This is a genomic window from Providencia sp. PROV236 (assembly GCF_033676985.1).
GTDB classification, from domain to species: Bacteria; Pseudomonadota; Gammaproteobacteria; order Enterobacterales; family Enterobacteriaceae; genus Providencia; species Providencia manganoxydans.
The window spans coordinates 2,152,383-2,177,510 of the sequence record NZ_CP096297.1; the positions used below are offsets into that span (position 1 = coordinate 2,152,383).

Annotated in this window: 26 protein-coding genes and 1 other annotated feature; of the genes, 12 read left to right on the forward strand and 14 right to left on the reverse strand. The window is 40.4% G+C overall.

The genetic code is table 11. The features are described 5' to 3' along the window. The first annotated feature begins 3 nt into the window (after nt 1–3). The 3 genes from oppC to oppF are packed head-to-tail and all read left to right on the forward strand — an operon-like array spanning nt 4 to nt 2,911. The gene (oppC, locus tag M1E96_RS09550) at nt 4–912 is read left to right on the forward strand and encodes an oligopeptide ABC transporter permease OppC (RefSeq protein ID WP_070928161.1); all 909 of its coding nucleotides are present in this window, start codon (nt 4–6) and stop codon (nt 910–912) included. 11 nt (nt 913–923) lie between these two features. Further along, nucleotides 924–1,913, forward strand: coding sequence for an ABC transporter ATP-binding protein (locus M1E96_RS09555; RefSeq protein ID WP_070928159.1), 990 nt, complete (start codon nt 924–926; stop codon nt 1,911–1,913). Further along, complete coding sequence (oppF, locus tag M1E96_RS09560) at nt 1,910–2,911, forward strand: murein tripeptide/oligopeptide ABC transporter ATP binding protein OppF (protein WP_272580099.1); 1,002 nt, start codon at nt 1,910–1,912, stop codon at nt 2,909–2,911. The genes M1E96_RS09555 and oppF overlap by 4 nt, the downstream gene beginning before the upstream one ends. Nucleotides 2,912–3,170: 259 nt before the next feature. On the opposite strand, the gene M1E96_RS09565 is transcribed toward oppF, so the two are convergent. Then, entirely contained in the window at nt 3,171–3,503 is a 333-nt protein-coding gene (locus M1E96_RS09565; RefSeq protein ID WP_140179528.1) for an HI1450 family dsDNA-mimic protein, read from the reverse strand. Nucleotides 3,504–3,524: 21 nt separating this feature from the next. Continuing rightward, the gene (gene cls, locus M1E96_RS09570) at nt 3,525–4,985 is read right to left on the reverse strand and encodes a cardiolipin synthase (RefSeq protein ID WP_272580100.1); all 1,461 of its coding nucleotides are present in this window, start codon (nt 4,983–4,985) and stop codon (nt 3,525–3,527) included. A 308-nt stretch (nt 4,986–5,293) separates the two neighbouring features. Between cls and M1E96_RS09575 the strand changes: the two genes are divergently transcribed. Both M1E96_RS09575 and M1E96_RS09580 read left to right on the forward strand, forming a co-directional pair. Continuing rightward, on the forward strand, nt 5,294–5,476 hold the full coding sequence (locus M1E96_RS09575; protein ID WP_081335948.1) for a YciY family protein: 183 nt from the start codon (nt 5,294–5,296) through the stop codon (nt 5,474–5,476). Between the two features lie 120 nt (nt 5,477–5,596). Beyond that, nucleotides 5,597–6,328 (forward strand): TonB family protein, encoded by a 732-nt coding sequence (locus M1E96_RS09580; RefSeq protein WP_272580101.1) that lies wholly within the window; start codon nt 5,597–5,599, stop codon nt 6,326–6,328. A gap of 65 nt (nt 6,329–6,393) precedes the next feature. On the opposite strand, the gene yciA is transcribed toward M1E96_RS09580, so the two are convergent. Then, on the reverse strand, nt 6,394–6,810 hold the full coding sequence (yciA, locus tag M1E96_RS09585) for an acyl-CoA thioester hydrolase YciA (protein WP_070928150.1): 417 nt from the start codon (nt 6,808–6,810) through the stop codon (nt 6,394–6,396). Between the two features lie 406 nt (nt 6,811–7,216). Between yciA and M1E96_RS09590 the strand changes: the two genes are divergently transcribed. Then, nucleotides 7,217–7,411: a YqaE/Pmp3 family membrane protein gene (locus M1E96_RS09590; protein WP_070928148.1), complete on the forward strand. Its 195-nt coding sequence runs from the start codon at nt 7,217–7,219 to the stop codon at nt 7,409–7,411. A gap of 53 nt (nt 7,412–7,464) precedes the next feature. Here the strand turns inward: M1E96_RS09590 and M1E96_RS09595 are convergent, their stop codons facing one another. After that, nucleotides 7,465–8,022 (reverse strand): septation protein A, encoded by a 558-nt coding sequence (locus M1E96_RS09595; RefSeq protein WP_070928465.1) that lies wholly within the window; start codon nt 8,020–8,022, stop codon nt 7,465–7,467. Nucleotides 8,023–8,248: 226 nt separating this feature from the next. Between M1E96_RS09595 and M1E96_RS09600 the strand changes: the two genes are divergently transcribed. Beyond that, nucleotides 8,249–10,003: a SulP family inorganic anion transporter gene (locus M1E96_RS09600; RefSeq protein ID WP_272580102.1), complete on the forward strand. Its 1,755-nt coding sequence runs from the start codon at nt 8,249–8,251 to the stop codon at nt 10,001–10,003. Nucleotides 10,004–10,064: 61 nt separating this feature from the next. On the opposite strand, the gene M1E96_RS09605 is transcribed toward M1E96_RS09600, so the two are convergent. Next, the gene (locus M1E96_RS09605; RefSeq protein WP_070928146.1) at nt 10,065–10,817 is read right to left on the reverse strand and encodes a YciC family protein; all 753 of its coding nucleotides are present in this window, start codon (nt 10,815–10,817) and stop codon (nt 10,065–10,067) included. 414 nt (nt 10,818–11,231) lie between these two features. On the opposite strand from M1E96_RS09605, the gene ompW reads away from it, so the two are divergent. Further along, entirely contained in the window at nt 11,232–11,870 is a 639-nt protein-coding gene (gene ompW, locus M1E96_RS09610) for an outer membrane protein OmpW (protein WP_070928144.1), read from the forward strand. 293 nt (nt 11,871–12,163) lie between these two features. Here ompW and M1E96_RS09615 read toward each other — a convergent pair whose 3' ends face one another. From M1E96_RS09615 to M1E96_RS09645, 7 genes are all read right to left on the reverse strand, one after another. Next, nucleotides 12,164–12,478, reverse strand: coding sequence for a BON domain-containing protein (locus tag M1E96_RS09615; protein WP_272580103.1), 315 nt, complete (start codon nt 12,476–12,478; stop codon nt 12,164–12,166). 238 nt (nt 12,479–12,716) lie between these two features. Beyond that, nucleotides 12,717–13,523 (reverse strand): tryptophan synthase subunit alpha, encoded by an 807-nt coding sequence (trpA, locus tag M1E96_RS09620; RefSeq protein WP_272580104.1) that lies wholly within the window; start codon nt 13,521–13,523, stop codon nt 12,717–12,719. Further along, entirely contained in the window at nt 13,523–14,713 is a 1,191-nt protein-coding gene (gene trpB, locus M1E96_RS09625; protein WP_070928138.1) for a tryptophan synthase subunit beta, read from the reverse strand. The genes trpA and trpB overlap by 1 nt, the downstream gene beginning before the upstream one ends. 64 nt (nt 14,714–14,777) lie before the next feature. Further along, nucleotides 14,778–16,136, reverse strand: coding sequence for a bifunctional indole-3-glycerol-phosphate synthase TrpC/phosphoribosylanthranilate isomerase TrpF (gene trpCF, locus M1E96_RS09630; protein WP_272580105.1), 1,359 nt, complete (start codon nt 16,134–16,136; stop codon nt 14,778–14,780). A gap of 1 nt (nt 16,137) precedes the next feature. Then, the gene (gene trpD, locus M1E96_RS09635; protein WP_070928134.1) at nt 16,138–17,139 is read right to left on the reverse strand and encodes an anthranilate phosphoribosyltransferase; all 1,002 of its coding nucleotides are present in this window, start codon (nt 17,137–17,139) and stop codon (nt 16,138–16,140) included. Between the two features lie 21 nt (nt 17,140–17,160). Then, nucleotides 17,161–17,769: a gamma-glutamyl-gamma-aminobutyrate hydrolase family protein gene (locus M1E96_RS09640; RefSeq protein ID WP_070928132.1), complete on the reverse strand. Its 609-nt coding sequence runs from the start codon at nt 17,767–17,769 to the stop codon at nt 17,161–17,163. Beyond that, nucleotides 17,769–19,343, reverse strand: coding sequence for an anthranilate synthase component 1 (locus M1E96_RS09645; protein ID WP_070928130.1), 1,575 nt, complete (start codon nt 19,341–19,343; stop codon nt 17,769–17,771). Before M1E96_RS09645 ends, M1E96_RS09640 begins: the two co-directional genes overlap by 1 nt. A gap of 27 nt (nt 19,344–19,370) precedes the next feature. Then, nucleotides 19,371–19,471 (reverse strand) — a sequence feature (Trp leader region). Between the two features lie 167 nt (nt 19,472–19,638). Here M1E96_RS09645 and M1E96_RS09650 point away from each other — a divergent pair. The 4 genes from M1E96_RS09650 to M1E96_RS09665 all read left to right on the forward strand — a co-directional run bounded on the left by M1E96_RS09650 (nt 19,639) and on the right by M1E96_RS09665 (nt 23,549). Next, the gene (locus M1E96_RS09650; protein WP_272580106.1) at nt 19,639–20,511 is read left to right on the forward strand and encodes a PHP domain-containing protein; all 873 of its coding nucleotides are present in this window, start codon (nt 19,639–19,641) and stop codon (nt 20,509–20,511) included. 289 nt (nt 20,512–20,800) lie between these two features. After that, entirely contained in the window at nt 20,801–21,421 is a 621-nt protein-coding gene (locus M1E96_RS09655) for an L-threonylcarbamoyladenylate synthase (RefSeq protein WP_070928126.1), read from the forward strand. A 136-nt stretch (nt 21,422–21,557) separates the two neighbouring features. Then, nucleotides 21,558–22,475: a 23S rRNA pseudouridine(2605) synthase RluB gene (gene rluB, locus M1E96_RS09660; RefSeq protein WP_272580107.1), complete on the forward strand. Its 918-nt coding sequence runs from the start codon at nt 21,558–21,560 to the stop codon at nt 22,473–22,475. A 165-nt stretch (nt 22,476–22,640) separates the two neighbouring features. Beyond that, on the forward strand, nt 22,641–23,549 hold the full coding sequence (locus M1E96_RS09665) for a hypothetical protein (protein WP_369096554.1): 909 nt from the start codon (nt 22,641–22,643) through the stop codon (nt 23,547–23,549). Between the two features lie 133 nt (nt 23,550–23,682). On the opposite strand, the gene cobO is transcribed toward M1E96_RS09665, so the two are convergent. Both cobO and M1E96_RS09675 read right to left on the reverse strand, forming a co-directional pair. Continuing rightward, entirely contained in the window at nt 23,683–24,273 is a 591-nt protein-coding gene (gene cobO / locus M1E96_RS09670; protein ID WP_272580109.1) for a cob(I)yrinic acid a,c-diamide adenosyltransferase, read from the reverse strand. Between the two features lie 4 nt (nt 24,274–24,277). Then, a complete protein-coding gene (locus M1E96_RS09675; protein WP_272580110.1) occupies nt 24,278–25,042 on the reverse strand; it encodes a YciK family oxidoreductase in 765 nt (254 codons plus the stop codon). Nucleotides 25,043–25,128 lie beyond the last annotated feature (86 nt).

Genomic DNA, 25,128 nt, shown 5'->3' on the forward strand with positions numbered 1-25,128 from the left:
ACTATGTTATTGAACCAAAAGAATAGTGAAGCTCTGGAAAAGCTTTCTGAGCAATTAGATATTGAAGGGCGTAGCTTGTGGCAAGATGCACGTCGTCGATTTATGCATAACCGAGCTGCAATTTTTAGCTTATGTATTCTGTTTTTAATTACGTTATTTGTGATATTTGCCCCCATGTTATCGCCTTTTTTATACGACGATACTGATTGGGAAATGATGTCAATGCCACCAGATATGGCGAGTGGTCACTATTTTGGAACTGACGCATCAGGACGTGATTTACTCGTTCGGGTTGCGATTGGTGGGCGGATCTCGCTAATGGTTGGAGTGGCTGCGGCCTTAGTCGCTGTAATTGTTGGGACGTTATATGGCTCTCTTGCAGGATATGTGGGTGGGAAGGTCGATTCCATCATGATGCGTTTGCTGGAAATATTAAATTCATTTCCGTTTATGTTTTTCGTTATTTTATTAGTCACTCTCTTTGGTACTAATATTCTCTTGATCTTTGTTGCGATTGGTATGGTGTCTTGGTTAGATATGGCTCGTATCGTTCGTGGTCAAACCCTTGGCTTAAAGCGTAAAGAGTTTATTGAAGCTGCGTTAGTGTGTGGTGTAAGTACTCGTCATATTATTTTACGTCATATCGTACCAAACGTATTAGGGGTTGTGGTGGTCTATGCCTCGTTGTTAGTACCAAGTATGATTTTGTTTGAATCATTTTTGAGTTTCTTAGGGTTAGGTACGCAAGAGCCTTTGAGTAGTTGGGGGGCTTTATTAAGTGATGGTGCAAATTCTATGGAAGTTACGCCATGGTTATTGTTGATCCCAGCTGGATTTTTAGTTGTGACACTGTTTTGTTTTAACTTTATCGGTGATGGCTTACGTGATGCCCTCGATCCGAAAGACCGCTAGAGGGAGTTATTATGTCAGAAATTAAATCAGCAAACCCTCTATTGAGCGTAAAAGATTTGGATGTGACTTTTACCACCCCTGATGGCAATGTGACGGCAGTTAATAAGCTAAACTTTGAATTACGGGCAGGTGAAACACTTGGCATTGTAGGTGAATCAGGTTCCGGTAAGTCACAAACCGCTTTCGCATTAATGGGGCTTTTGGCTCGTAATGGTAAAATTGGTGGTTCAGCCATTTTTAATGGTCGCGAAATTTTAAATTTAAAAGAGAAAGCATTAAATAAGATGCGGGCGGAAGAGATCTCAATCATTTTTCAAGACCCAATGACTTCACTCAATCCTTACTTAAAAATTGGTACGCAATTATCTGAAGTGCTTATGCTTCACAAAGGAATGGGAAAACAACAAGCGTATGAAGAGTCTGTTCGGATGCTTGATGCAGTTAAAATGCCCGAATCACGTAAACGCATGAATATGTATCCGCATGAATTTTCAGGGGGGATGCGCCAACGAGTCATGATTGCGATGGCACTTTTGTGTCAACCTAAACTACTGATCGCCGATGAACCTACCACAGCATTGGATGTCACAGTTCAAGCACAGATCATGACATTACTGAATGAACTGAAGCAAGAATTTAACACTGCAATTATTTTGATCACGCATGACCTTGGTGTTGTCGCTGGGGTCTGTGATAAAGTTTTGGTGATGTATGCAGGCCGGACTATGGAATATGGCACGGCACGTGATATTTTTTATCAACCATCTCATCCATATTCATTAGGTTTGCTTGCTGCGGTTCCCCGTTTAGATGGTGACGATGAAAGCCTAGCAACGATCCCCGGAAACCCACCAAACCTGTTACGTTTACCAAAAGGTTGCCCATTTTCACCGCGCTGCCAATATGCAAACGCACAATGTGTTGAACAAGAGCCTGCACTGAGCGCATTTTCAGCAAACCGTTTAAGAGCTTGCTTTAAACCAGTGGAGGAGTTGCTATGACACAACATGAAAATCGTCCTGTTTTACTGGAAGTTAACGAATTAAAAGTGCATTTTGCGATCCGAGATAAAAATCAATGGTTTTGGCAGCCAGATAAGAGTTTGAAAGCCGTTGATGGGGTAACACTGCGCCTTTATGAAGGTGAAACGTTAGGTGTTGTTGGTGAATCGGGATGTGGTAAATCGACATTTGCACGCGCCATTATTGGCCTCGTGAAATCAACGGGTGGTACAGTCAGTTGGCTAGGGCATGATTTACTTGGACAGACTGAAAAACAGTGGCGAGATGTTCGTAGTGATATTCAAATGATATTCCAAGATCCTTTGGCATCACTGAATCCAAGAATGACCATAGGCGATATTATTGCTGAGCCATTAAAAACATATCATTCAAAAATGCCTCAGTCAGAAGTGACTGACAAAGTTAAAAAAATGATGATGCGAGTTGGTTTATTGCCTAATTTAATCAATCGCTATCCCCATGAATTCTCAGGGGGACAATGTCAGCGAATTGGCATTGCAAGGGCCTTGATACTTGAGCCTAAATTAGTGATTTGCGATGAACCCGTCTCTGCATTGGATGTGTCAATCCAAGCGCAGGTGGTTAACTTATTGCAAGAACTGCAAAGAGAAATGGGGCTATCACTGATTTTTATCGCTCATGATTTGGCAGTCGTAAAGCATATTTCAGATCGTGTACTCGTCATGTATTTAGGAAATGCTGTTGAATTAGGAACTTATGATGAAGTCTATAATAATCCACTTCATCCTTATACTAAGGCACTGATGTCAGCAGTTCCAGTCCCTGATCCTGATAAAGAAAAAACCAAGACTATTGAATTATTAGAAGGGGAATTACCATCACCCATTAATCCACCGTCAGGTTGTGTATTCAGAACTCGTTGTCCACTGGCTGATGAAGGGTGCGCTAAAACTAAACCATTACTTGAAGGTAGCTTTAAACATGCGGTGTCTTGTTTAAAAGTTGATCCCCTTTAAATTGAGATAAGGGCCGTAAGGCCCTTCAGACTGTTGACAAACATATCATGTTTGGCGGCAGTCGTTAGGGGTTCTGAAATAAACGAGGAAAATCAATTCATTGATTTTCGGCTGATAACACGGAGCGGGAAAAAACACGCTTTTATCCCGCTTCGTCAGCAACCTCAAGGGCCGTAAGGCCCTTTTTGATATCATTGTGATGAATATAGAACACGATGATGGTGAGTTATTGTCGAGGCTAAGGGGAGGCCAAAACGACTTAACGTTTCCACAAAATATGGTTAAAAGGGCGAATTGTATCTCGGCTAATCAAAACACGAGCAAAAATGTCATTAATGTCATCCTCATCGGATTGTGCTAGACCAATAACGACTTCACTAAAATTTTCTAAATTAAATTCAGGCTGAATAATACCTTGCCAATGATGACTCAGAGGCACAATTTCAGCAGCGCCACACTCTTCAAATTGCAGAGCAAAAATCACTTGATCAGCAGGTTCTAAATTTTCCATAGCGCCTTCTAGGAACAAGTCATAGGCTATTTCAATGATTTCGTCTTCATCGATAAGTTTAAGAGATTGTGGCTGAGTCATGACTGTTCCTAAAATTTAAAATTACAATAATGGGCTAAAGAAATAGCATAAACGTTCAACCACTCGATTCCAAAATGGGCGTTGTTCCCATTCTTCAATTTCAAGACGTGTTGAACGTGCAATATAATCATACTGCACAAGTGTTAAGTCACTACCAAAATTTTTATCATCAATCACCACAGTGATTTCAAAGTTCAGCCATAAGCTACGCATATCTAAGTTTACCGAGCCAACTAAGCTTAGTTCGCCATCAACTAGGACACTTTTGGTATGGAGTAAGCCATCTTCAAATTGATAAATTTTGACGCCGGCTTCGAGTAGTTCAGTATAGAATGAACGACTTGCCCAGCGAACAAGGAACGAGTCATTTTGCCTAGGCATCACAATACTGACATCAACGCCACGCATTGCAGCGGTGCAGATTGCATGTAATAAATCATCACTCGGCACGAAGTAAGGTGTGGTCATGATTAACTGTTTACGTGCAGAAAAAATCGCTGTCATTAATGACTGTTGGATTAATTCATCGGGAAAGCCGGGACCCGATGCGATCATTTGGGTGGTATGGCCGTTTGCTTGTTCAAAAGGCATTATGTTGGTATCTGGTGGTGGTGGTAAAATGCGTTGGCCAGTTTCCATTTCCCAGTCAAATGCGTACACAATCCCTAATGTGGTACTTACTGGGCCTTCCATACGTACAAGGATATCAACCCATTCACCCACACCTGCATCTTGTTTAAAGTAGCGTGGATCAACCATGTTCATACTGCCGGTATATGAAATATAGTTATCAATAACAATAATTTTACGGTGTTGGCGTAGATCCATACGGCGTAAGAAAAAGCGCATTAAATTAACTTTTAAGGATTCGACAAACTCAATCCCCGCAGCACGCATTTTATCTGGGTAGTCACTACGGAAGAAGTGCCAGCTACCAGCGGAATCGACCATAATACGGCATTTAACACCCCGTTTCGCTGCATTGAATAGTGCTTCAGTCACTCCATCGACCAACCCTCCTGGCTGCCAAATATAAAATACCATCTCAATCGAGTGTTGGGCATTATTGATATCATTGACAATGGATTTTAGTGACTCTTCACAGGTCGTCATTAATTGGATGCGATTGCCTTTAACCCCTGCAATGCCTTGGCGTTTTTCACATAATTGGAACAAGGGCTCAGCGACGGGGCTATTTTCTGAAGTAAAAATATGTTTAGAGTGACGCAAATTCTCTAACCAAGTGGCAACAGAAGGCCACATTTGTTGGGCTTTATCGACGCGTCGCTTACCGAGATGGAGCTCACCAAAGGCGATGTAGGCGATAATACCTACTAATGGCAGGATATAAATAATTAATAACCATGTCATTGCTGATGTTACAGGGCGCCGTTTAACCAAAATCCTAACGGTAATTGCAGCAATAATTAGCCAATAGAAGAAAAACAATAACCAGCTTAATAGCGTATATACTGTTGCCATAATCGATTACATGCCTCACAAATAGGAGAGTGTAAAATCAGTCAAAAAAAGAAATAGACCATATCAAATTAAAATTGGTACTAAACTTTATAGAATTTAGCAAAATTTCATATAAAAAGCTTCGTTAAATCATATAGATTAATGACGAAAAAACAATTACTTCTACTGATAGTTTTATTTAGTCACTATCAGAGCAATTGGGCATTTTAGTATTAACTCACCATATTGTTTGGTTCTGACTCGTAAAGGTCTATAATATTTTGCCAAATTTAGTGGGTGGTTAAACAGAGTAAAAGAAGGATAAAAAAATGAAACGCAGTAGGCATGAAGTGGGTCGCTGGCGGATGTTAAGACAGTCATTGCGTCGTCGCCGTCGCTGGCTGGAAGGGCATTCGAGACGTAATATGCACATCTACTCATTAAGAAAAATTGATATCTATAAAAGGCGACGTTCTTTGTTATTTACACAATGGAATGAGTGGGGACATTGAGGTCTGATTTCACAATTTTCACTTTGAGTGACAAACCTTATTGAATATGATTGCTATTTGCATTTAAACTATCATCTATATTCTTTAGGTTTGTATACTGTCTTAGGGTAGAAAATTCTTATGCGTTGGATCCGTTGGCCTCTTATCATCATCATTTCATTGGCTATTCATGCTGGATTGGCTATGGCATGGATTTTTAATCAGCCCAAAATGGCGCCTGTTGTAGAGCCTATGACAGTTGCCATGATAGCCTTTGAAGCAGATGAACCTGCGGTAGAGCCTGTTTCAGCAGAACCTGAACCGGTTGTTGAGCCGGAACCGGAACCAGAGCCTGAACCTATTGTTGAACCTGAGCCAGTCGTAAAACCCGCGATTGTGCTTGAGAAAAAGCCTGAAGTTAAGAAAAAGCCTAAACCTAAGAAAGAAGAAAAACGTGAAATCAAGCACGATCCTAAGCCTGTAAATAAACAGTTAGCGAAAAGTGATTTAAAACCATTATCTGATCTTAAGACAGCAGCGCCAAAATCAACAGCAAATACGACAGCAAAAAATACAGGTGTGACTAATAATCAATCAACCAGCAAACGAGGGCCTCAGGCACTTCGTAAACAAGCGCCAGCCTATCCTGAACGTGCACGTCGTTTAGGGAAAGATGGTTATGTTAAGGTTCGTTATGATATTGATGAAGATGGGCGAGTGACAAATATAGAGTTTGTTGAAGCTTCACCTAAAGGGCTATTTGAACGAGATGTCAAACGAGCCATGAACCGTTGGGCATTTGAAAAGTTGCCAGCTAAAGGTTATGTCACTGAAATTTATTTCAAAATTGATGGAACTGTCAGTCAAGTTTAATTTAATTAGTTATTTGATATGATAAATAAAAATGCCCTTTCAGGGCATTTTTATTAACGTAATGATTATTCTGTGCTTTCTAATTGAAAGTGTTGCTTATCTTTTGGTAACTCCCGCGCCGTATTGTCATCTGTGACTGCAACATACGTAAATACGGCATCAGTTGCACGATAGCGTTGACCGACAGGTTCTGTAGCCACTTTTTTGACCCATACTTCGATATTGATAGTGATGGAGCTTTTCCCTGTTTTTAAGCAACGTGCATAACAGCAAACCACGTCACCAACAGCAACGGGCTTTTGAAATTTGATCCCATTTACTGCAACCGTAACAACACGGCCAAGTGCAATTTCTTTTGCTAAAATTGCACCGCCAATATCCATTTGAGACATTAACCAGCCACCAAAAATATCACCATTTGCGTTAGTGTCAGCTGGCATGGCTAAAGTACGTAAAACTAATTCCCCATTAGGTAATTGCATAACAAGCTCTTTAAATAGTCATTATCAAATTCGGGCTAATCATAAACTAGAATGACACTGGCAGTCACGATGAATCATTATTGGTTAGCTCTATCGCTGCGAAAAGCACCAATTCAATATGGTGATAATGGTAAACTGAAGAGTAAAGTATTGGTAAATAGACTAAAGATATTCAAAGGTGCTATAAAAAGCTTTTCTTGCGCTCTATACTCATGTACTTCAAGTTACAGCGTTTTTTATTACGATATAGTGACGGTGTTAACTTGTACTATCTAGATTATTTTCCATGCACTTGGCTACGTGTTTATTGGTTGCTTAGCTGCACTTCGAATTATTGAGAGTATATATTGTTGGTTAACTATTTATAATGTTTGTAGGTTTTCTAACACTGAAGTTGGGAGATTAAATGAGACTAATACTCGCGATATTATTACCTTGGCTGCAATTTTTTACCATTGGTCGTCCATTCGCAGGGATTATCTGCCTTGTTTTACAAATTACCTTGATTGGTTGGCTTCCCGCTGCAATTTGGTCGGTATATGCATTATCACAGTACAATACGGATAAAAAAATTGATCAGGCGTTGGGAAGAGGGCGCTGATATAAAAAAACCTGCTAATGCAGGTTTTTTTATGAAAGATGATAAAAGAGTGGCTATTGATTTTCTTCAGGAGGGTGTTCTTTAGCCATATTTTTATAAATATACACCACACTTAAAACAGTAAAGATCAACGTTCCAGCTGTTAAGCCGAATACTTTAAAGTTCATCCACGTATCTAGAGATAACCAAAAAGCGATATAGACGTTAAGTGCTGCACAGACAATAAAGAAAATGGCCCATGCGCTATTTAGCTTAGCCCAGTGGCTATCTGGAAGCTTAATTTCTTGATTGCTACCGAGCATTCTTTGAATCAACGGTTTTTTGGTAAACCACTGGCTGATAAGCAGTGCTAAAGCAAAGAGCGCATAAATAATGGTGACTTTCCATTTAATGAAGGCATCACTGTGAAAAATGAGGGTTAAAGAAGCAAAAACCATCACAATTAAACAGGTAATTTTAGCAACCTTTTCAACCTTTTTATAAATCAAGTAAGTTGCGAGCAAAGCCAGTGGTGTAGTGACAAGTAAAGCGCCGCTGGCATAGAAAATGTCATAAGTTTTATAGACAATGAAAAAAATCACCAGAGGGATAAAATCAATAAGTTGTTTCATAACGGTGGATACACGGCCTCGCATAAAAATAATAGGATAGTTTAACCGATTTTCGCGCTAATTGTTAAAAATTTGCTTCTTTTTACCAATAAACACGTCTTGTTACCAATCATATTTGCACTATTTTACTTTTATTTGAGTTAAGAGATAGATAATCTTTGATACTTCAGATATATATAATGTCTGAGATAGTTTAACATATTAATTTCTAGAGAATTTTCCAACAATGATAAAGGCAAGACTGTTTGTCTGGATGCCCGGTTTAGCGTCGTTACTTAACTACCGTATGGCGGACTTTGGCCCTGATGTTAAAGCGGGTTTATCTGTTGCAGCAGTTGCATTGCCTGTTGCTATTGCTTACGCCGAACTAATGGGAATTAATGCCATTATCGGCTTATATGCCTGTATTTTACCGATGATCATTTATGCATTATTTGGTACATCAAGGCAATTAATTATTGGTCCTGATGCGGCAACTTGTGCCGTTATCGCTGCCGCTGTGAGCCCATTAGCTCTGGGCGATGATTCAATTCGTTGGCAGTTAATCATCGTAATGAGTTTTATGACGGGGTTGTGGTGTTTAATTGCCGCGAGATTTAGGCTAGGAACGTTTGCTGATTTTCTTTCTCGACCGATTTTACAAGGCCTGTTGAATGGGGTCGCGTTAACCATTATTTTAGGTCAGTTAGGTAAAATATTTGGTATTACTTCGCTACCTAGTGGTTTTATTGAACTATTGATCGCTTTTCCTACCTCACTATTAGATACCCATATTCCTACTTTACTAATGTCTCTTGGTACGTTAGCTATCATCATTGTGATCAAAAGAGTGAGAAATATGTGGCCATCATTACTGATAGCGATGCTCTTTGCAACCTTGGTCAGTTATGTCTTTGATGTTGAAAAGTATGGTATTAGTATTGTTGGTGATTTAGGTGGTGGCCTTCCTTTTATCCCTATGCCGCAGTTTGACCCTGCTTTGATGCGTGATTTGATCACGCCTTCCTTAAACTTAGCTGTTATCAGTTTTGTGAGTTTTATGATGACGGCACGTAGTTTTGCGAGCAAAAATGGTTATAACGTCGATGCCGATCAAGAGTTGCGAGCATTAGGCATGGCGAATATTGCCTCTGCATTTTCACAAGGATTTGCCGTGAGTGCAGCCAGTAGCCGTACTGCGGTGAACGACATGATGGGAGGGAAAACTCAATTAGTCTCGATTGTTGCTGCGTTAGCTATTCTCGCGGTTCTGTTGTTTTCAATTGATTTACTTGGTTATATTCCAATGCCTGCTTTAGGGATGGTGTTGATTGTATCAACCTGGTCATTACTCAGTGTTCGTAGTATTTTTTCAATGCGTAAACGTAACAAAGAAGCGTTTACGCTATGTATTTTTACACTCGGTGCGGTGCTGATTTCAGGTTTGATAAATGGTGTTGGTTTAGCAGTTTTGTTAGGCTTATTGCAATTTATTAGAGTGATTTTTCGTCCGACAGATCAACTATTAGGTGTTGACGACCAAGGTATGCTGCATTCAATGTCAAAAGATAATGATATCCAGCCTGTTGAAGGGGTACTAATTTATCGATTCAATTCGCCATTAACTTATTTTAATGTGAATTATTTTAAAGAGCGATTGAATAAACATATTGATAATCAACCCAAGAGGCCTGCATGGGTCATTGTGGATGCTGCGGTTAGCTTTACACATAATGATGTCAGTGTCTTTTCTGCATTGAATGATATTGTTACGGCACTGAAAGCTAAAGGAGTGACATTAGTTTTGGCAGGGCGTCGAACATCAATAAATCGCTGGTTAGAAAAAAATAAGATTAATCGTTCAGATGATGATCTATTGGTAGTACCTGATATTTATTTTGCAATTCGCTTGATTCAAAGTAAACAGCAAATACAGCAAAAGGAAATTGACGAGCGAGAAGTGCCGACTACGCGTGTTCAGGTAGAGCCAGATGAATCTTGAGTTGATGAGTAGAAAAACTGCACCTAAACGGTGCAGTTTTTAGTGGTGATTTATGTTGCAACTATTTTTGAGTGATCAGCATATAAAGGCGATAGAAGTAAATCAGAGCAAATGCTGCAATAATATTATTTATTAGGAATGAAACGCCATTGCTGACGATGTGATTCATCTGCATACTACTCATTAGTAGGCTAACTAGCATTTGTGAGGCCATCCAAATCAGTACCATAGGAAGGGCTAACCGCCAATTTGCATACGCCATTTTCCAGCTTTTACCCATTGCATTGAATGGATTGACATTTTCACTGATCAAAATCGCAGGTGCTAAAGAAAAACCGATTGCTAATACAATGCCGGGAAACACCATGATGGTGGTACCTAGTTGAACTAGCAATGAGCATACGACTAACAGTAAAAACATAGAGGGTGCTTTAGGGAGTGAGGCTAATAAAGCTTGGGTGCCAGTCATATCTTCCCCGCGTGATAGCCCTGCAATATAGGCTAAAACCCCGCAAATTAATATCAAGCTACCGAAAGTCACCGACAGGATCAGACCAAAAGAGACACGTAAGATGCTACTTTTCTCTTCTTCAGAAAGCCCTTGAACCCAATCTTGTAGCCCTGAGTTTCCTGCTTTAATAAATTGAGCTTGTGCATCTACTAAGACTGAAATCATCTGAGCGCTTGGGATCATCATCGAATAAATGATGACACTGACGACGGTTGCTAGCAATACAATTGTGGATAGGCCACCCAACTGATTCTTAAAAAAGTTAATACTATCACTAATGAGTGAGTTGGCCGAAATGGACATGTAACTGCTCCTATCTACAAAGGGTAAAATTTTTAGCTGATTGTAACTGAGTATCAACCTCATAGGTAGAGAAAGTTCAGAAAAGACCTAGTGTTAGTCGTAAATAGTAAGCGAAAAACACAAAATTTTCTCAAATAATAATTAAGTAATAATTCTTAATCAGGCTAAAGGTGTATTTTAAATATAACTTTATTGGCTGAATAATATAAAAATAACGATAGTATTTTTTTATTTTTATATATATCTAATAAAAATTGATTTAAATCAAAATTAAAAAAATTACAAATGAAATAATAAATTCACTCTAGTCAGATTATGCTTCTTTTATTAAAAGATGTGATCTTGATTTGAACATTAAATAAAATTAAAGGGTATATTTCACCCAAATAAAAAAACACAGGAATGGGATTGATAATGAAAAAACTCACTGCGCTTGTCTTAGCTGCTGCAACATTAGCTCCAGTTGCTTCAATTGCTCATCAAGAAGGCGACTTTATTTTCCGTGCAGGTACTGCAACTGTTCGTCCTAATGCAGGCTCTGACGATGTATTAGGCGGGCTTGGCCATTTTAATGCGAATAATAATACTCAATTAGGTCTGACATTCAGCTATATGGTGACCGATAATATCGGTGTGGAATTATTAGCTGCAACGCCATTTGAGCATAAAGTTAGTTTAGGTGAACTAGGTAATATTGCGACAGTTCATCATTTACCACCAACATTAATGGCACAATATTATTTTGGTAGCAAAGAAGACAAATTACGTCCTTATTTAGGCGCAGGTATTAACTACACGTTCTTCTTTGACGAAAAATTCAATTCAGGTGCTAAACAGCTAGGCTTGAGTGACCTTGATTTATCTAGTTCTTGGGGCTTCGCAGCACAAGCTGGTATGGACTATATGCTGACTGAAAACTGGATGTTAAACGCCTCTCTGTGGTGGATGGATATTGATACAGACGTTAAATTTAAATTTAACGGTGAACAACAAAAAGTGGATACTCGTCTTGACCCATTCGTATTTATGTTTGGTGTCGGTTACCGCTTCTAATTGAATTTAGCAGGACGCAATCTGATATTAAATGGATGTTAGGTAGTAGGAAACCCGGGAATAAGTATTCTCGGGTTTTTTGTTATAATGGAAATAGTCGATAAAAATGTATAATCAGTTAAGAATTTAATTTCTAATCTTATTAGTTTTCAATATAAATTAAAAATATTACCGTAACGATATGGAAACATATTCATAACAAATCTTATTTTATAAAACAAAAAATACTATTAACAAGAGTGATAAAATATCAGCCCGAATAGGACTGATATTTTAAGTTTGGATTGAAAATATTAACGTATTTTCATCGAGTCAATAACAGATTGAACACCTTTTACATTTCGAGCCGCTTCGATTGCTTTATTTGCGCTGGCTTTAGAATCAACGAAGCCACTTAATTGCACTCGACCTTTAAATGTCTCAACACTAATTTGTGTCGATTTTAAATCTTTCTCCGCAAGCAAAGCAGATTTAACCTTAGTTGTAATGACCGTATCATCGATATAGCCACCAGTGCCTTCTGATTTAGACGTAGGTGCACAAGCAGCGAGTGCGAATGCCATAAAAGTGGCAACAAGTAGTGTGCCAACAGACTTTAATAATTTCATCCTTTCTCTCCTAACGTGTCGAACTACAAACTATTGGTTGTTATGTTATTCAGCAAGAGCTGCTATTTAGTTTTCAGCGAGTAATCACTATAAAGTAAATGATTGTCACTGATAATTTTAGTATCAGTAGAAATAGGGGAAAATTCAACTTAAAGATACAACTAAAATGGTCTAATTGAGATGAGAGAGGGTAAATTCGCCATACAAAGGTATGGCGAATAGAATGCTATGTTTGAGATTATCTTACAGTGGCGACCTTCATATTAGCCACAAACTGGGTGAGCTCAGCCAGCATAGTATCAGGACGTTGCAGGTTGTTTTCGATAATTTTAACCACCGCAGAGCCTGAGATTGCACCCGCTGCACCATTAGCAATGGCTTCAGCAACTTGAGCTGGTTCTGAAATTCCAAAGCCTTGCAGTGCGGGAGCCGCTTGATAATGGTTTAATTTGTTGATGAGGTTAGTAAGAGGCATTTGCGCTCGTTGCTCAGTGCCTGTCACACCCGCGCGTGATAACAAATAGGTGTAGCCTTGGCTATATTCACCGATCTCTTTAAGTAGTTTATCATCACCATTTGGCGGGCAGATAAATATTGGCGCAATACCATGCGCCATAGCAGATTCACGGAATGGCTTAGATTCACGCATAGGCACATCAGCAACTAAAACTGAATCGACGCCAGCTTGTTGGCAACGTGAATAAAATTTATCAATGCCATTACTGAAAACTAGATTTGCGTAGACCAGCAGCCCAATGGGTATATTGGGGTGTTTTTGACGCACTCGTGCTAGTAATTCAAAGCATAGTGTTGGCGTGATATCACTTTTAAATGCTCTTAGATTAGCATTTTGGATCGTTGGACCATCAGCGAGAGGATCAGAGAAGGGAATGCCAATTTCTAAGGCATCAGCACCACCAGCGATTAATGCATCAATAATTTTTAGTGAAAGTTCAGCATCAGGATCACCAAGTGTGACGAATGGAACGAAAGCACCTTGATTAACACTATTTAAACGTTCAAAAAGCTTAGTATAACGTTCCATTAGATCTCTCCCTTACTTTTCAATATATCGTGCACGGTAAAAATATCTTTATCACCACGACCTGATAGGTTAACAATTAACAATTGCTCTTTATTAGGCTCTTGCTCGGCCATTTTTAGTGCATAGGCGAGGGCATGGGATGATTCAAGGGCAGGAATAATTCCCTCTTTGCGTGATAAGAGCTTAAATGCAGTCAATGCTTCATCATCAGTAATAGAAACATAATCAGCGCGACCTATGCTATTTAAGTGAGCATGTTGTGGCCCGACGGATGGGAAATCAAGGCCTGCGGAGATGGAGTAAGACTCTTCGATTTGCCCTTCATGGGTTTGCATCATTGGCGATTTCATGCCGAAATAGATACCAACGCGACCATGTTTCAATGGTGCGCCATGTTGTCCGCTTTCAATTCCTAAGCCTGCTGGCTCAACACCAATAAGACGGACATCTTCTTCAGGGATAAAAGAAGCAAACAGACCAATGGCATTGGAGCCACCGCCGATACATGCGATTACAGCATCAGGTAAACGGCCTTCTTTTTCTAAGATTTGTTGTTTGGCTTCATCACCAATCATACGTTGGAAATCACGTACAATGGTTGGATACGGATGAGGACCCGCCGCAGTGCCAAGTAGGTAGTGTGCTTTTTCATAGCTACCAGACCAGTCCCTAAGTGCTTCATTACAAGCATCTTTTAGCGTTGCAGAACCACTGTGCACAGGGATCACTTCTGCACCCATTAACTTCATACGGAAAACGTTAGGAGATTGGCGTTCAACATCTTTCGCCCCCATATAGATGCGGCATTTCATATTCAGTAATGCACATGCCAGTGCGGTTGCAACACCATGTTGTCCTGCGCCTGTTTCAGCGATGATCTCATTTTTCCCCATGCGTTTTGCTAACAGTGCTTGGCCTAATACTTGGTTGGTTTTATGGGCGCCACCGTGTAGCAGATCTTCGCGTTTTAAATATAGTTTAGTTTTGGTTCCCTCAGTGAGGTTACGACATAAGGTTAACGCGGTAGGGCGACCTGCATAGTTTTTTAATAAATCATGAAATTCGGCTAGAAATGTCGGGTCATTCTGTGCATCAATAAACGCTTCTTCCAGTTGATTCAGGGCTGGAATTAAAATTTCTGGGACATATTGCCCGCCAAATTCACCAAAGTAGGGGTCTAGTTTACTCATTTTATTTGTCTCTTAATCTCTATTCTATATGCGTATTATGTTCAGTTTTAAATGTGCTTGTCGATTAAGCGAGTGAACTGAATACTTGATTAATTTTTTGTTCGCTTTTAATACCCGGTTCGATTTCAACGCCTGAATTGAAATCAAGTCCATTACACAATAATTTGGCAGCTTGACGACAATTTTCTGCATTTAGTCCACCTGCGACCATAAATCGAAACTTACTGTTTGTGGGGATCATGTTCCAATCAAAAGTTTTACCACTACCACCGCGGCCATTATCGAGTAATAAAAGATCTATAGGTTGTTCATCGAATTGGCTAAAATCGGGGTGTGACATATTAACGGCTTTCCAAATTTCACAATGCGTAGGCAAAGTTTCACGTAATTTTTGCACGTAGTTTGCATCTTCATTGCCATGCAGCTGTACTGCTGATAAAGCAAGCTGCTCTACCATATGAGCCACAAAATCGGCAGATTGATCGCGAAACACACCGACATATTTAAGTGGAACGGCGTGGATAATTTGCCTTGCTTGTGACAGTGTCACTTTTCGTGGGGAGCTTTCTGCAAAAATTAACCCACCATAAGTTGCCCCTGCGGCCAGTGCCGCTTTAGCATCTTGTCCGCGGGTTAATCCACACACTTTGTGCTCACCAGTTACGAGGTTACGTAAGGCTTTGCCGATGTCAGCTTGTTCCATTAATGCACTACCAATCAAAAATCCATTAGCAAATTCACTCAATGATTGAATATGTTGATGGCGGTGAATGCCTGATTCACTGATCACGATAGTGCCTGTTGGTAGCCTTGGTGCGAGCTGGCGAGTACGATTTAAATCGATAGACAGATCGCGTAAATCACGATTATTAATGCCTACCACTTGTGCTTTAAGTTGAATCGCACGTTCAAGCTCTTCTTCATTACTGACTTCAGTCAATACACCCATATTTAATTGATGGGCAACCTCAGCAAGGGCGACATATTCTTGGTCATCGAGTACTGATAGCATTAATAAAATTGCATCAGCTTGATAGTGTCTTGCTAGGTAAATTTGGTACGCATCAACAATAAAATCTTTGCATAACACGGGCTGTTTAACGGTATTACTGACAATGGTCAGGTATTCCATATTGCCTTGGAAATATTTTTCATCGGTTAACACTGAGATAGCGGATGCATAAGGCGCATAAATACTTGCAATCACAGCAGGATCAAAATCAGCTCTAATCAGTCCTTTGGAAGGTGACGCTTTTTTACATTCAAGTATAAAAACAGGGCGCTTTGCTGACAGTGCTTCATAAAAACTGCGGCTTGATGGCGTTATTGTATCGATAAAGCTCTCTAGTGGCTGTTTGATTTTACGCTCAACAAGGTAGGCGCGTTTATCATCAACAATTTTTTGTAATACAGTCGCTTTCATTTTATTGGTTCCTTGAAGCTAGTGCAGTGACTCGGTCAAACGCGCTACCACTACGAATAATATTCAGAGCGTGTTCGCTATTTTGTTTTAAATCTTCATGGCCATTAATACGCATTAGCATGGCAACATTTGCTGCGACCGCAGCTTCATGTGCAGGCTTTCCGTGACCCTGTAACAAATTGGTGAGTAAAATTCGGTTTTCATCAGGAGTACCACCTTCTAAATCAGATAACTGATAAGTCTGTAAACCAAAATCAGTTGCGTTTAGTTGATAGAAGGAAAGAACACCTTGGTTTAACTCAGCAACCTGTGTTGTAGCATGAAGAGAAACTTCATCCATACCTCCACTGTGTACCACAGCAGCGCGAGTAAAACCAAGCATTTGTAGTGTTTTTGCTACGGGCTCTACTAACGATTCTTGATACACCCCAATCAACGCAATTGGTGGGCGTGCCGGATTGATTAATGGACCTAACACATTGAATAATGTACGTGTTTTTAACTGAGTACGTACGGGGGCTGCATGACGAAAACCGCTGTGATACTGTGGCGCAAATAAGAAGCAGACCCCCAATTCATCAAGAGCATCACGAGCACTTTGAGCACTTAAATCAAGTGAAATACCAAAAGAGGCTAATAAATCAGATGAGCCTGAACGGCTAGAAACGCTGCGGTTACCATGTTTGGCAACCTTGATCCCAGCTTGTGCAGCAACAAAAGCACTTGCCGTTGAAATATTAATGCTATTTGCACCATCACCACCGGTACCGACAATATCACTGAATTGATACTCAGGGCGTGGGAACGGCTGCGCATTTTCAAGGCAAGCTAATGCTGCACCGGCAATTTCTTCCGGCTGTTCACCTCGCATTTTCATACTGACTAATACACCAGCTAATTGTGCCTCTGTTAATTCGCCACGAATTATGGCATTGAATAACTGTTGGCTTTCTTGCTGTGTTAATGTTTGAGCGCGAAATAATTTATCGAATATAGTTTGCATAATTAGGTTCTCTCTTCCCTGTTAACGCGATGATGTTGTTGTGCTAATTGGGGTCGAAAGCGCCCATGCTACGGTTTTTTCAAGTAACACTGCCCCTTGAGTGGTTAAGATAGACTCAGGGTGGAATTGAAAACCGCAAATACGGTCGTGATCATTACGTACCGCCATGACCATACCATTTGATTGTGCACAGATAGTGAGTTGCTCGGGAACTTGGCTGCCGACTAAAGAGTGGTAACGAGCAACAGGTATTGGGTTATCTAAACCACTAAACATGGCTTGTTGATCATGAGTTGCCATGGATGATTTACCATGAAGAATTTCGCCTGCGGCAGAAACATGACCCCCATAAGCCTCAATAATGGCTTGATGCCCTAAACAGATACCGATCACAGGAATTTTACCAATCACTTGTTGTAAAACTTCTGGCATACAGCCTGCATCACTTGGTTTTCCAGGGCCCGGTGAGAGCACGAGTAGCGGCGATTCCATTTGATTTAAAACTGATAAAATATGCTCCGCACTAACGGTATTACGATAAATCACCACGTGATGACCACCAGAGCGTAATTGATCTACGAGGTTGTAAGTAAAAGAGTCAACATTGTCGAGTAATAAGATGTTCGCCATTAGAATAACTCCTCTGCTTGGTGGGCTTGGGCAATTGCGCGGATCACTGCGCGAGCTTTGTTACGTGTTTCATCGGCTTCTCCTTGAGGTGAAGAATCAAGTACGACGCCCCCACCGGCTTGGACGGTAGCCACGCCATTCTCGACATAAGCGGAACGGATCACGATACAAGTATCGAAGTCGCCTTTGCCTGTGAAATAACCAACCGCGCCACCATAGGAGCCTCGACGCTCTTGTTCATATTCTGCAATCAATTGCATGGCACGCACTTTCGGCGCACCTGTGAGGGTTCCCATATTCATACAAGCTTGATAAGCATGAAAAATATCCAAATCAGCGCGCAGAGTCCCTACAACATGTGAGACCAAGTGCATTACAAATGAATAACGGTCAACCTTAGTTAAGTTGGCAACGTAACGGCTACCTGCTTCACAAATACGCGCTAAATCGTTACGCGCTAAATCAACTAACATAAAATGCTCTGCCAGCTCTTTATGATCAGTACGCATGGAGAGTTCTATGCGGCTATCAAGATCTAAATCGATAGCGCCTGAAGCATCACGACCGCGAGGACGTGTACCTGCAATTGGGTATATTTCGACTTTCCGAGTGCTTGAGCTGTATTTCAGTGCACTTTCTGGTGACGCACCAAACAGTGAAAAATCATTATCTTGCATAAAAAACATGTAAGGGCTTGGGTTTTGTGCTTTGAGCTTTTGATAGGCAATAAGTGGATAAGGACAAGGCACCGAAAATTTACGTGATGGAACCACTTGAAAAATATCACCACGATAGATGGCTTCTTTCATTGAGTTAACCACCGCACAATATTGCTCATCACTTTTATTGGTGTGAACGGCAAATGTCTCAGTGGTCCCTAATGCTAGAGGCGATAAAAAAGGACGACATGCTGAAATGATTTCATCATGTCGTTGTTTAATCGTTTGTTGTTGTTCCACATTATCAGTAAAAAAACAGCTTTTCAGACGTGCAGCCTGATTTTGATGGTCGATCACTAAATAGTGTTCCGCTACGAAGAAGCAGTAGTCAGGACACTGATTGATCGTTTTTGTCGCCGGTAAAGATTCAAAACTAGCGATTAAATCATAAGCAAATAATCCACCAATAAATAAATTTTCGGGCTGTTGAGTACTGGCTTGTGCGAGTGTTGGTAGTAACCTTAGAACATCTAAGCAAGAAGCACTTTTTAAACGACTATCTTCATCGAGTTCATGACTTGGTTGACCGAAGTTAATTGTCAGGTGCTGAGCTGATAGTTCACACCGTAGTGCTTTATCTGCTAATTGCTCAGCCATGATAGGCAGTAAGTTTTCACCATTTGGGGTTAATGCTTCAATTTCAACACGCTGACCAAACGCGCGAATACGTAGGGCACTTGCGACAATTAACAAACTCTGTAAATTCGCTTTACTATTGATTTCTGCGGATTCTAATAACATGGTCGCAGGAACCTCTTGGCAAAGGTGGTTAAACAGCAATGTTGGGTCTTGCTGATAGTTAATTGGGCTATCCAGAAAACTAAAATGTGCTAATGTTGTGTTTTGCTTATTCATTTTGTTGCCTTTTAACGATTTTTAGACATAAAAAAACCCGCAGACTAGGGCGGGTTTGGCGCTGAGGCATATCGAATCTATGCGTGTGCGTCTTCCGCCCAATTTGGGAAGTTACGCCACCAACGATTTGATAGATTGATAACAGCCATACAGTGCCTCTCTGGATAATCAAATTAATATCGGCATTGCTGCCGTCTTGCGTACTAGTAAACTGGATCACATTGATTGTGTCAAGTAGTTTGTTATTTATATTCAGGAAAAATATTCCGTAATTGGAAAAGGAGATGATTACCTTATGTCACAAATTTCGAGCCCATTGATGACACGATATGATTTGCATTGTCATACCAATGCTTCAGATGGTGAACTGACACCTGCGGAAGTGATTGAAAGGGCTATCGAAATGGGCGTAAATGTGCTTGCCATTACTGACCATGATACCTGTGACGGCGTTATCAAAGCTCGTGAGTACCTTTTGCAAACTCAACGTCCATTGGAATTGATTAATGGTGTTGAAATTTCCACTATGTGGGAAAACATGGAAATTCATATTGTTGGGTTAAATTTTTCTACAACATCATCTGTGATGAGGCAATTATTAGAAAAACAATCTGCGTTACGTTTAGAACGTGGAATTGAAATAGGGCGTCGGCTAGAAAAAGTTGGTATTCCCGATGCTTGGGAGAATGCATCACAAATTTCCGCTGGTGGACAAGTAACCCGAGCACACTTTGCGCAATATTTAGTTAAAATTGGCAAAGAGAAAAATATCAATAATGTTTTCAAGCGTTATTTATCGAAAGGTAAAATGGGGTATGTCCCTGCAAAGTGGTGCTCTATTGAAGATGCCGTTGATGCTATCCATCGCTCTGGAGGTATTGCGGTTTTAGCACACCCCTCTAAATATCAACTGTCCAATAAATGGCTTAAACGTTTGGTGGCTTATTTTAAAGATTGTCAGGGGGACGCGATGGAGGTTTCTCATTGCCAACAAGCACCGAATGAAAAACAATATCTCGCTGAACTCGCACGAGTGAGCGATTTGAAGACTTCTGTGGGTTCCGATTTTCATCGGCCATGCTCTTGGATTGAATTGGGCCGTAACTTATGGCTTCCTGACGATGAACAAGCAGTTTGGGGGCTGTGGGATGAGGTAAAAACGCGATAACACATGGTGATATTCATCATGCTGCAAGTTGGAATGCGTTTGGTTGATTTATGGTGCTTAGCTTCACTCATGGCTGCCACATAATTCTCTGAGTTCTCAGCGACTCGTTCACTTGCCGCTTAGTTGCACCTTGAATTATTTAGAGTATATATCGTAAATGCGGTGTAGAATACATCCAATGAAAGAAGCTGCGTCAGTTTTATTGATGCGTTGTTATTTGCGAGTAGATAGTGCCATTTTCAGGTTTTTTACCGGATGATGCTGTCAAGAATAAAGAACCGAGGTCTGTATGAGCCAGTTTTTTTATATCCATCCGGATAATCCACAACCGCGCTTAATCAGCCAAAGCGTTGAAATCTTAAATCAAGGTGGTGTGATCGTTTATCCAACCGATTCTGGGTATGCAATTGGTTGCCGATTAGAAGATAAAGATGCATTACAACGCATTTGTCGTATTCGTCAACTGGATGCGAATCACAATTTTACGTTGATGTGCCGTGATCTATCAGAGCTATCAAATTATGCACATGTTGATAATAGTGCATTTCGTTTAATCAAAAATAATACACCAGGTAACTATACATTTATCCTTCAGGCGACTAAAGAAGTACCACGCCGTTTAATGAATGAAAAACGTAAAACGATAGGCTTAAGAGTTCCTGCAAACCCGATTGCACGTGATTTATTGGAAGCCGTGGGGGAACCTCTGATGTCAACCAGCCTAATTATGCCTGGGGATGATTTTACTCAATCTGATCCTGAGGAAATTCGTGATTTACTGGGTAAGCAGGTCGATTTGGTGATCCATGGTGGCTACATTGGCCAAAAGCCGACCACGGTTATTGATTTAACTAATGATGCACCCGTGGTGGTTCGTGTAGGTACAGGTGATCCATCACCGTTTGAATAAGCTTTTTTAGCCAAAGGATTATTAATAGGGGATCCTTGAAAACCTGTGTATAATGCGCAGGTTTTCTTATTCATTATTTTTTGTGATAGGTCACGAAAAATTATTGACGCCTGTGAAGGCGACATTCGAGGGTTATATGAGCGCTAAACCGCAAAAAACTGAGAAGTTACAAAAAATTCTTGCCCGCTCTGGGCATGGCTCCCGTCGTGAAATTGAAGCCTTTTTGAAAGAAGGTCGCATCAGTGTTGATGGTAAAATGGCGACGTTAGGTGATCGCATTGAAGTAAAATCTGCGACTAAAATCCGTATGGATGGCCGTATTCTGACCATTAAAGAGCCAGAAAAAGAGATTTGCCGTGTAATGGCATATTACAAGCCTGAGGGAGAGCTATGTACTCGTCATGATCCCGAAGGGCGTCCAACCGTATTTACTCGCTTACCTAAGCTAGTTGGTGCACGCTGGATTGCTGTAGGTCGCTTAGATGTGAATACTAGCGGATTGTTACTGTTTACTACCGATGGTGAATTAGCTAATCGTTTGATGCATCCAAGCCGTGAAGTAGAACGTGAATATGCTGTGCGTGTATTTGGTGAAATCACAGATGCAAAAATTCGTCAGTTAACTCAAGGTGTTCAACTAGAAGATGGCCCTGCGGCATTTAAAACGGTTTCATATCGTGGCGGTGAGGGAATGAATCAATGGTATAACGTAACCTTAACTGAAGGCCGTAACCGTGAAGTTCGTCGACTCTGGGAAGCTGTGGGTGTTCAAGTTAGCCGCCTGATCCGTGTTAGATACGGTGATATTGACTTACCAAAAGGTTTACCTCGCGGTGGTTGGACTGAATTAGGGCTTGAACAAACTAACTATTTAAGAGAATTAGTTGAACTTGAGGCCGAAACCGAATCTAAAGTGGCGGTTGAACGCGATCAACGACGTATTAAAGCCAATCAAATCCGTCGTGCGGTTAAACGTCACTCACAAGTTGCCGCTAGACCTGCATCAAAACGCCAGTCATCAAGACCAACGGCTAAGCGTCGTACCCGCATCTAACAAATCATTTATCATTATTTTTTGGAAAGGCCATGGAGTGATCCATAGCCTTTTTTATTAATTTTGATAATGTATTTGTCACAAAAGTACAAATACATAATTGAGAATATTCTGTATTTACGATATTTTATTTGTTAGTAGCAGTAGAACAGGGTGTTATTTTATATGAATGGATTTCGGTTAATGTCGGCTGTCATGGTATTGGGTTTAGGATTAAGTTTAAGTGGTTGTGATAGTAACCAAACAGTAACTCCTGAAAGTGGGCGTTTTTATTTTACTAATGACTCATCGGATAGTTTCATATTTTTAATCGATTATCAGCCTATTGTGATCCCCAAAAATGGGGTTGGCAGTATTTCTCTCAGTCCGGGTTTTCACTCGATGACGACCGCGACGGGTAAAGTGGTTCAGTTTATTGTTTATCCAGGTAATAAAGGCGGTATTCTAAATCCTACCCAACAATTTTATTATGCGTATGATTTTATTTATGGCACTGAGGGGATCCCTGCTGTTTATCATTTAAATAAACAATCTTTAGTTATTGATGGCTATGAGTTGGTGGGTAGGATCAATAGTAGTAATGATTATATAATTGATAATAATGTATTTAATTGTGATATCGCAGTAGGAGAATATGTTTCCGAAATACTCGCCGGCTCGACGACAGTGAGTAAAGTAAAAACTAAATGTTTAACTAATAAAGAGTTGGTCGATTTAATTCGTAATGAAGATGTTTTACTTTCACAACTAATAATTAAGAAACTGATTAATGATGAGGTGCAATCGGTCACTGTAGATTTCAATTACCCGCTTTCTCCACCTCATTTTTCTGATGAAACACTGCAAATGTATGCTTTAGATGTCGTATGTCTAATTAATAACTTTCGTCGTTCTTTAGATCCACAGAGAAAAGCATTTTACTACAATAAATACCACGATAATATTTCAAATATGGCGGTGATTTATAGCCGTATGGGGAGTGATAAACGTTCATTGCTTGAAAAACGCAAGTATGCTGAGTTTATGCAGCAGACTCAGGCGATTTTTGGGGCGGGTACGTTGATGCTTAATTAATATTGCTGATGTACTTATACTCACGATAATTCACATTGCAGGGCTTTTCATTAAAGGCATAGTGATTACGGCTACGCGTCATCTATCTACCTCTCGAATTATTTTGAGTATATATGTACACCAGCCAGTAGACTCACCAATCAATACCTTTCTGTGCTTTAATTCCTGCATCAAAGGCATGTTTTACAGGGCGCATTTCTGTCACTGTATCCGCTAAACTTAGCAAGTCACGATGGCATCCTCGGCCTGTAATAATAACTGATTGGTTTTCAGGGCGATGTTCTAGGGCATCAATGACTTCGCTTAATGGTAGATAGTTATAACTGACCATATAAGTCATTTCATCGAGCACCACTAAATCGATTAATGGGTCAGACAATAGTTGACGTGCATGTTGCCATGTTTCAAGGCAAGCTAAAGTATCCGCCTCCTTGTCTTGGGTTTCCCATGTGAAACCTGTTGCCATCACATAAAAAGGGACGCCATTGGGTTCGAGTAACTCACGTTCACCATTATCCCAACTTCCTTTAATAAATTGAACTACCGCCGCTTTCTTCCCATGGCCGACCGCTCGGCAAACGGTACCGAAAGCTGCTGTTGTTTTACCTTTTCCATTCCCTGTAAAAACCAGCAAAATACCACGTTCTATTTGGGCGGATTCAATACGAGCATCAACTTTTTCTTTCAGGCGCTGTTGGCGTTGTTCGTGTCGGCTTTGAGACATACGGTTACTCCGTTATATTGACGTTACGAGCAGGTTGGGCATCAAAACTGATCCCTGTTTTTCGTAGACTATCATCACTCATAACATATAAATATATTGGCATAATATCGGCAGGAGTTTTAATAGTCATTGGATCTTCATTTGGAGCCGCGCTGGCTCGCATGCTAGTACGAGTGCGTCCTGGGTTAATACAGTTAACGCGCAAGCTACTATTTTTATACTCTTCAGATAGAATTTGCATTAAGCCTTCTGTAGCAAATTTTGAAACCGAATAAGCTCCCCATTCTGCACGGCCTTGTTTACCTACGCTTGAACTGGTGAAAACTAAAGAGGCATTCGGGGCTTTGAGTAATAGAGGTAGCAAAACTTGCGTTAGCATAAAGGCGCCATTTACGTTGACCTGCATAACCTCATGCCATTCAACTACAGGCTGCTCAATAATAGGGCTAACTACACCTAATAAACCTGCGCTGTGTAAAACACCGTCAAGGTAAGCATGTTTTTGGGCAATGCTTTGTGCCAGTTCGGTGTACTCTTGATGGGTAGCTGTCAACAAATCTAATACATAGATATCTGCGGATTTACCTGTCAGCTGTTCAATTTCTTGACTGACTGATTGAAGTTTATGCAACGTTCTACCGATGAGGATCAACGATGCGCCAAATCGGGCATAGGTTAATGCAGCTTCACGGCCAATGCCATCACCGGCTCCTGTTACGAGAAGGGTTTTGCCACTTAAGAGATCCTGTTTGGGTTGATAGTGGAGCATGGTAATTTTCCTATCTTTTTTGTTAACATGTTGAGATATCATCGCATGATTACGATGATTAGCCAATTTGACGTAAAAATTCAAGT